This is a genomic window from Bartonella taylorii 8TBB (genome assembly GCF_902825155.1).
Lineage (GTDB): Bacteria > Pseudomonadota > Alphaproteobacteria > Rhizobiales > Rhizobiaceae > Bartonella > Bartonella taylorii_A.
The window spans coordinates 1-7,735 of sequence record NZ_CADEAG010000016.1; the positions used below are offsets into that span (position 1 = coordinate 1).

The 7,735-nt window shown below is 37.8% G+C and carries 3 protein-coding genes and 1 pseudogene; all 4 read right to left on the reverse strand.

Annotated features, from left to right (window positions below; genetic code table 11):
• A pseudogene (locus J7R13_RS08070) lies at positions 1–1,655 on the reverse strand (hypothetical protein); the annotation flags it as partial.
• A gap of 1,185 nt (positions 1,656–2,840) precedes the next feature.
• Positions 2,841–4,994 (reverse strand): YadA-like family protein, encoded by a 2,154-nt coding sequence (locus J7R13_RS08075; protein WP_208438227.1) that lies wholly within the window; start codon positions 4,992–4,994, stop codon positions 2,841–2,843.
• Complete coding sequence (locus J7R13_RS08080) at positions 4,960–6,483, reverse strand: hypothetical protein (protein WP_208438228.1); 1,524 nt, start codon at positions 6,481–6,483, stop codon at positions 4,960–4,962. The genes J7R13_RS08075 and J7R13_RS08080 overlap by 35 nt, the downstream gene beginning before the upstream one ends.
• An 861-nt stretch (positions 6,484–7,344) precedes the next feature.
• Positions 7,345–7,735, reverse strand: a 391-nt coding sequence (locus tag J7R13_RS08085; protein ID WP_208438229.1) for a YadA-like family protein, incomplete at its 5' end; no start/stop codon positions are given.

Here is a 7,735-nt window from a genome sequence, read left to right on the forward strand (position 1 = left end):
TCCCACAACAAGGCATCACCTTGAGCAGTGGCAATGTCCTTTTCTATCTCTTTGGTAACTTCATCCTTAATATTCTTGAATTTATCTTTAACACTCGCGAATGAATCACCAACACCAGCAAAGGCAGATGAAACGTCATTATAGGTCGCATCAGAAACACTGCCATCAGATGCAAACTTCTTAACCGTGAATGTAGAAGCAGTCCACGTGCCATTCTGATAGCTAGCATTACCACCGAAATACTTAGCAACACTGCTACCAAGATTATGAAGCTGATTACCTGCTACAGCATCCGCTGATGTTGCAGAAATTTCTCCATTCGCAATTGTTTGGATCTTTTTACCACCAGCATCTATACCAGAAGTAGTTATTTTCGGACCATTGGAAATCACTAAACCTGTTGCGTCTAAAATGTTGTTCCCTACTTGTATTTTATCGACTATAACGGCCCTGGCTAGATCAAATTTTATATTATTGTCTTTATCACTTTTTGTAAGAGTAAGATTTGTACTTCCAGCTGCCAAATCCATTGGGCTGGTTGAATTAACACTGGTCTTATTTTTACCATCGACAGAAAGCTCCCAATTTGGGTATGTAGCGTCTTGTAGAGCTTTTAGCTGCGCAACATTCACGGCATCAGTATCTTTAGTGCCAGCTGCAACACCTACAATCTGTCTGGTCAAACCCTTCTCAGCATCACCAATACTGAGCGCACCGTAAACGGAGATCCATGCGTTGTCCTGTTTATATGAGATCTCTTTAGTAATAGGATCATAACCTCCCATACCACCCGCAACATTTGCGATAGAATATGAACCTAAAGCAATACTATCGAGAACTGATGCTTTTGCGCCGTGACCAATAGCAATTGAAGCTTTCCCTTCAGCTATAGGATCTTTAAAAGGCCAATCTATAGAATCAACAGTATTAACTGCCAGACCTCTTGTTAATTTATAAAGCTGAGAACCATTTACTGCCTCGGTTGAGTTTTTTGAAAGATCACCAGCAGCAACACCCACAAGAGTCTTTCCTTCACCTTTATTATTCGTAAAATCTACTTGAGTGTGTGGTGTATCAGCACCAATAGTTATCACACCCCCTTCTCCAGCACGAGATAAGCTTCTCATAAAGGGAAAGTTGTCTTTACTCTCATGCCGATCATCACCTTGCGATGAATTTTTTTGTTTCTCCCCAATAGCAGGGTTTTCCTTTATCTCAGCAAGCTGACGATTCAAACTTGTGAAATTAATACTAGAAAATGCATCCGCTACGTTCTTAGAACCTTCCTTAAAACCTTTCCTACCCGCAAACGCAGTACCCAAAGCCACTTTAATCTCAATCTTAATGTTAGATCTTAAGTTTTTGAAGGTATCTTCACTCCCCATAGATGTAGGATTAATGTCAATATCTCTATACAGCTTGCTGCCAACTCTATAGGATAGCGGAATACCTTTAAGCACATTTGTACCACCACTAAAATCGTTTGATATATTATTAAAAATCTGAGTAGCAGCAGCAACAGGAGAAACGTGTGATAAAAGGATAATCACCGAAGCCACTGAAAGCGCTTTCATAAAAAGCAATCGATAAAGCGAACAAGAATTTTTAAAATCACTCACCACTAGCGCTTTTGGTGTGGTATATAATTTTTTCATAACAAATTCTCCAAGTAAAAAACATATATTCAGAACATTAAAAAGACACATTTCAGCGCTAGAAATCGTTTAGGTGTGTGTTTTTTGTTCGTTCTCTATAAAGTTTGGATTTGTCGCAGAGGCAGACAGGGGTGATTAGAACTTCGGTGAGGTTGCGGTTAACGTTGATCAATGATCCGGTTAATAAGGTTTTGATTTTTCTTACTTTTAAGTAGGGTGTTTTCTTGAAACAAAGTTTATGGATTTGAGGATGGGGAGAAAAGTGAAATTGACATAAAAGAGACATATTTGCGCGCTACTGTTAGATACGTGGTTTAAATTTTTTAAAATAAAAGAGCTTATTTTGTGTGCTTAAAAAGCGATAAAGTGTTTATTATTAGAGGTTTGTTTTGTTTGGTGAGTAGTTTAGAGTGTTTTTATGAGGCTATCACGCTCTTACCGTAAGGATAAGCGGCGTGTTCTCAAGTGTTAAGGTTTTTTCCTTTTGAGAGCCTAAAGTATAGTTATGGAAGTTGTGTGATTTTCATAGTTCATCGCACCTCCCTTTGCGAGGAATTGGTTTTGTTTTTACCAGAATGAGTCTTATTGGAGACTCGTTTGCTCTTTTATAGACTACCAAGAAAAATAGCAAGAAGAAAATGAGTTTTATTATTTTAACAGAATGAGTCTTACTCGTTTATGTAATCATGCAATATCTTTATGATTTTAAAATTCATAGCTTTATTACATACTTTATAGGCTGGGGATTCTGTTTTATAGCTTGTTTGATTCGTTCTCTTTTGAACAAAGTGAGTCTTACTCATAATTGCAGCTACTGTTTGTGTACAAAGCAAATAAACAAAATAATAAAATGTGATTTTTAATTTTTTTAAACATATCCCCCCAATGGATATTTTCTATCAGTGAGATTATAGAACGTACACTTTTAAAATGCTGTGCAATTATACACTCTAGTAATTTATATGCGGATGTTACTCTGAATTTGTAAAATTTTTGTTAAATTGATTCACTTCTCACTAAAGTCAGCCTCACTGAGATTAGTACTATAGAGCATATTGTTATGAGAATTTATAATTATAACTTTTTATGTAAAATATTACTTCTCTATAATAAAAAATTTCGCCCTTGCCTGATGAGACAAGGGCGAAATTTTGGTTAAATTGTCGTTTTTCGTATTCTCTGGTGTTATTTTAATTTCAGAGTTATTCCACCACCTACGCCCCACTGACCTCCGGCACTGGTTGCCGATAGATTAGAACGAATCTTACCATCTTCAGAGGTATAACCTGCACCAATAGCAAAGGCAGATTGGCCACGCCACAAACCGCCAGCAAATGAAACACTCAGAGAACCTGGATCATCGAAGTAACGTAAGTTAGACACCGCTAAACCAATCGCTGCAGCTTGCCTTGCCTCCTTGCGCACATTCTTAATATCATAACTTAATGCTTCAAACTTCATATCAGTATAGAATTTTGCCTCGTTTCTTGCACTACCGACCTCCTTATCCGTATACGTGTGCGCATCATCAAGAACACTCTTCATCTGCTGTTGAGTGAAATTATAGACTTCATTACCATTTACTGCTCTCTTAGAACCTGCTTCAACTTTGCCATCTCCTACATTATCAATCACGACTGGTTGACTTCCATCAGCACCTACTAAAGAGATCTTATTGGTCTTATGACCTGCTTCATCTTTATCATACTTAACGACGTAGGGCATTTCTTTCTCGATCTCGTCTACTTTCTGATCAAAATCTTTTGCCTTCCCTTCAAGACTGCTAACCCTTTGGCTAACGTTATCAAATTGACTGTCGCTGACGTCGTATTGAGAAGCATCGTCTACAACACCCTTTTCTTCATTAGCTAATGGTGATTCAGCAGCAGATGAGCTTTTCACAGATGCGCTTCTCATAAAAGGAAAGTCGCCTGAAATATTCTTCAGATCGCCATTTTGAGATGGTCTATTCATTGGCTTAACAACATTGCTGTCCTTTATCTTAGCAATCTGATGATTCAAAGTTGTGACAGCATTATTAACACCAGCAAAGGCAGCCGCGACACTGCTATATTTTATCTCAGTTTCATTACCCTTCTCATCAAAGGCTTTAACTGTAAAAGTAGGAGCGCTCCATTCTCCATTTTGATACCCAGAACCACCACCAAAATAAGCAGCAATCTGGTTGCTTATCGAGTAAAGCTGCGCACCATTGATTGCATCGCTTGAATTAACAGAAATATCACCAGCAGAAATATCAAAAAGACGCCGACTTTTGCCATTAGCATCCATAAAACTTATTTGAGTTAATGGTGACTTAGCAGCAATAGTTACCGTAGTTAGAGCCTTCACATCACCTAGGGCGCGAGACGATCTTTTTAAAGATACACTTCTAAAAGGAAAGCCGTCTGAAATATTATTCCTATCACTATTTCCAGATGGCTTTTTTTCACCAGAACCCGTTCTCTTTATCTCACCAATCTCATGATTCAAAGTTGTGAAAGCACTATTAACGCCATCAAAGGCAGCCGCGACGCTCGTAAACGTGTTTTCAGTCTCATTACCATCCTTATCAAAGGCTTTAACTTTAAAAATAGGAGATACCCATCTTCCTTCTTCATTAAATCCAGCACCACCGCCGAAATAACTCGCAAATGCCTGAGACATAAAATAAATCTGGGCACCATTTACTGCTTCGGTCGAGTTTTTATCAAAAGCGCCGCCCTTAACACCAGAAAGAATGCGTGGAGTTTTAATACTGTCTGTAATATCTATTCTATCGCCACCTTTACTTCCACCAATCGTAATAAGCCCAGCGCTATTTTGTTTAATAAAACTATCACCTGTCATACTTTCGATCTTTTTATTAAGATTTGTAAAAGAACTACTTACACCAGTAAGTGCATCGGCAACATTTTTATAGTTATTTTCAGTCCCACTACCATTCTGATCAAAGACTTTAACCGTAAAAGTAGGGGCACGCCATTTTCCACCTTCATCATATCCAGCATTATCACTAAAATATCTAGCAGCTAGATTGCTCATAGCATAAAGTTGAGAGCCATTTATCGCATCAGTCGATGTTGCTGTAATTGAACCAGCATTAACACCAGAAAGAGTCCGTGCTGCACCATCAATATTCGCAATACTTACCTTAGCTCCACTTACTTTTCCACCAATAGTAATAAGTCCTGATGTATCTTGCTGAACAAGACCATCACCTGTCGCATTAATGACTATATTTTCAATTCTTTTATCAAGATTCGTGAAAGAACTATTTACGCCAGTAAATGCATCCGCGACATTATGAAATAAGTCCTGATGTATCTTGCTGAACAAGACCATCACCTGTCGCATTAATGACTATATTTTCAATTCTTTTATCAAGATTCGTGAAAGAACTATTTACGCCAGTAAATGCATCCGCGACATTATGAAAGTCCTTTTCAGTTCCATTACCATCTTTGTCAAAGACCTTAACTGTAAAAGTAGGAGCTCTCCAGTTTCCATCTTTATAGTCAGCATTACCACCAAAATAGCCTGCAACTACATTGCTCATGGCATAAAGTTGAGAACCATTTATCGCGTCAGTCGATGTGGCTGTAATCGAACCAGCATTAACACCAGAAAGAGTCCGCACCGCATTATCAATATTTGCAATACTTACCCTAGTTCCGCTTACTTTTCCACCAATAGTAATAAGTCCTGACGTATCTTGCTTAACAAGACCTTCACCTGTCGCATTAATGACTATATTTTCAATTTTTTTATCAAGATTCGTGAAAGAACTATTTACACCAGTAAATGCATCCGCGACATTATGATAGTCCTTTTCAGTTCCATTACCATCTTTATCAAAGACCTTAACCGTAAAAGTAGGAACACGCATGTTTCCATCTTGATAGTCAGCACCACCACCAAAAGACTTCGCAGTCGCAAGGCCTAATTTATAAAGCTGGGAACCATTGACCGCTTGCTCCGATGTTATACTAACCGCACCATTACGAACACCAGTAAGAACCCGCGCCTCACGATAATTATTTGCAATGTCTACTACATAACCGCCTTTGTTCGCAGCAATTGTAATAGTCCCTACACCATTTTGCTGAATAAGATGATCGCCTATCGCATTAAGGAATAAATTTTCAACCTTTTTATTAAGATTTGCAAAAGAATCACCTACGCCAGTAAATGCATCCGCGACATTTTTATAGTGCTGTACAGTTCCCTTACCATTCTCCCCAACGACATTAACCGTAAAAGTAGGAACCATCCATTCCCCATAACAATCATATCCAGCACCACCACCAAAAGATTTCGCAATCGCAGAGCCCAATTTATAAAGCTGGGAACCATTGACTGCTTGATTCGATGTTGGGCTAAGCACACCATCAGCAACACCAACAATAGACCGCGCTGCATGATAATTATTTGCAAAGTCTACTACAGTGCCGCCTTTGTTCGCACCAACTGTAATAGTCTCTGCAGAATTTTGTTGAACAAGCATATTGGATGAAACTATATTAAATTGCCGAGAAATATCTCGGAATTCACTATCTACCCTTGCAAACGCAGAGCCAACATCTCTATAGACACCACCGCTAATTATATAGGTTGGTGCAATACTTTTACGTACATTTGTACCAGCACCAAAATAATCTGAGACATTGGCCCAAAGATCACAAGCAGAAACAGGAGAAGCATTTGATAAAAATACAGCTACTGAAACCAATGAAAGTGTTTTAATAAAAGGGGATCTATAAGGCGAGGGGAAAGTTTTTGAATTACTTATTGCTGGCGTTTTTGGCGTAGTATATATTTTTTTCATAGTAAATGCTCCAAGTGAAAAACATTAAAAAGACATATTTTGGTATTAGTAGGTCTCACCAAGTGTTTTTCTGTTTTATAAAAGATTAGGGTTGTCATAACGGGAAAAGGGACTATCTAAAGCCTCAATGAGATTTTTGATACACCATCAGTAATCCCGTTGATGGGGTTTTGTTTTTTCATGCCTTTAGGGTGGCTTTTCTCTTTGCAGTAAAGCCCTTTTGGGGTGTAAGAGAAGATGAGGTAAGTGTAGAGAGAACATATTTTTTGCGCTATTGTTAAGTGTTGTGTGTTTAAGGGGCAATAAAGGGTGTTTATTGCGAAAAAGGAGTTAAGTTGTTTGGTGAATGATTCAGGATATTTTTTGCAAGATTATTGCGCTTTTATTGTAGAGATAAGCGATATGCTTTCTAGCTTCAGAAAAGCGTTCCTGAGTAAAATTGAGATGTTTGTATGATTTTTTCATAACTATCGCACCCCGCTTTGCGAATTTTTTTTAGTTTATTAACGAATTTTTTACTCTTTTATAGAATTTCAAGACAAATAGCAAGAGAAAATAATTAAAATAGTAAAAAATAGGGTTCTTTATTTCTTTAAGCATACCCCCCAATGGGTATTTCTATTAATAAAATTATAAAAAGTACACTTTTAATTTGTATGGAGCCATCACTCCACATTTGTAATTTTTTAGTTAAAATTCTTCTCTTTAACTAAAATCATTCTCATTATTACTATAAAATACATTGTTGTGGAAACTCTATAAGCATACCACTTTATGACTTTTTGTGTAAAAGATTACTTCTCTAAATATAAAATTTTCACCCTTGTCTCATGAGACAAGGGTGAATGCGTTTTTTTATTATTAATTCAGCGTAAAGTTTATCCCTGCGCTTAAACCCCAATGACCTCTTGCACTTGTAACAGATAGGTTCGAGCGAACGAAGCCGTCCTCAGATGTATAACCAGCACCAATAGCAAATGCGGATTGGCTACGCCATACACCCGTACCAAATGAAACACTCAACTTCCCTGGTGTATCGTTATAATGCAAACCCGCCACTGCCAAACCAACAGCTGCTGCTTCTCTCGCTTCCTTCCGGACATCCTCAACAGCATAATTTAACGTTTCAAACTTCATATCTGTATAGGATTTCGCCTCATTAGCAGCATTATTTATTGCACTGCCGACCTTATCATCCGTATACTTTTTCGCATCATCAAGAACTATATTCATCTGCTGTTCGGTATAATCA

Coding starts and splice junctions, on each gene's coding strand:
- J7R13_RS08080 (WP_208438228.1), bottom strand. CDS start 6,483: ATGAAAAAAATATATACTACGCCAAAAACGCCAGCAATAAGTAATTCA.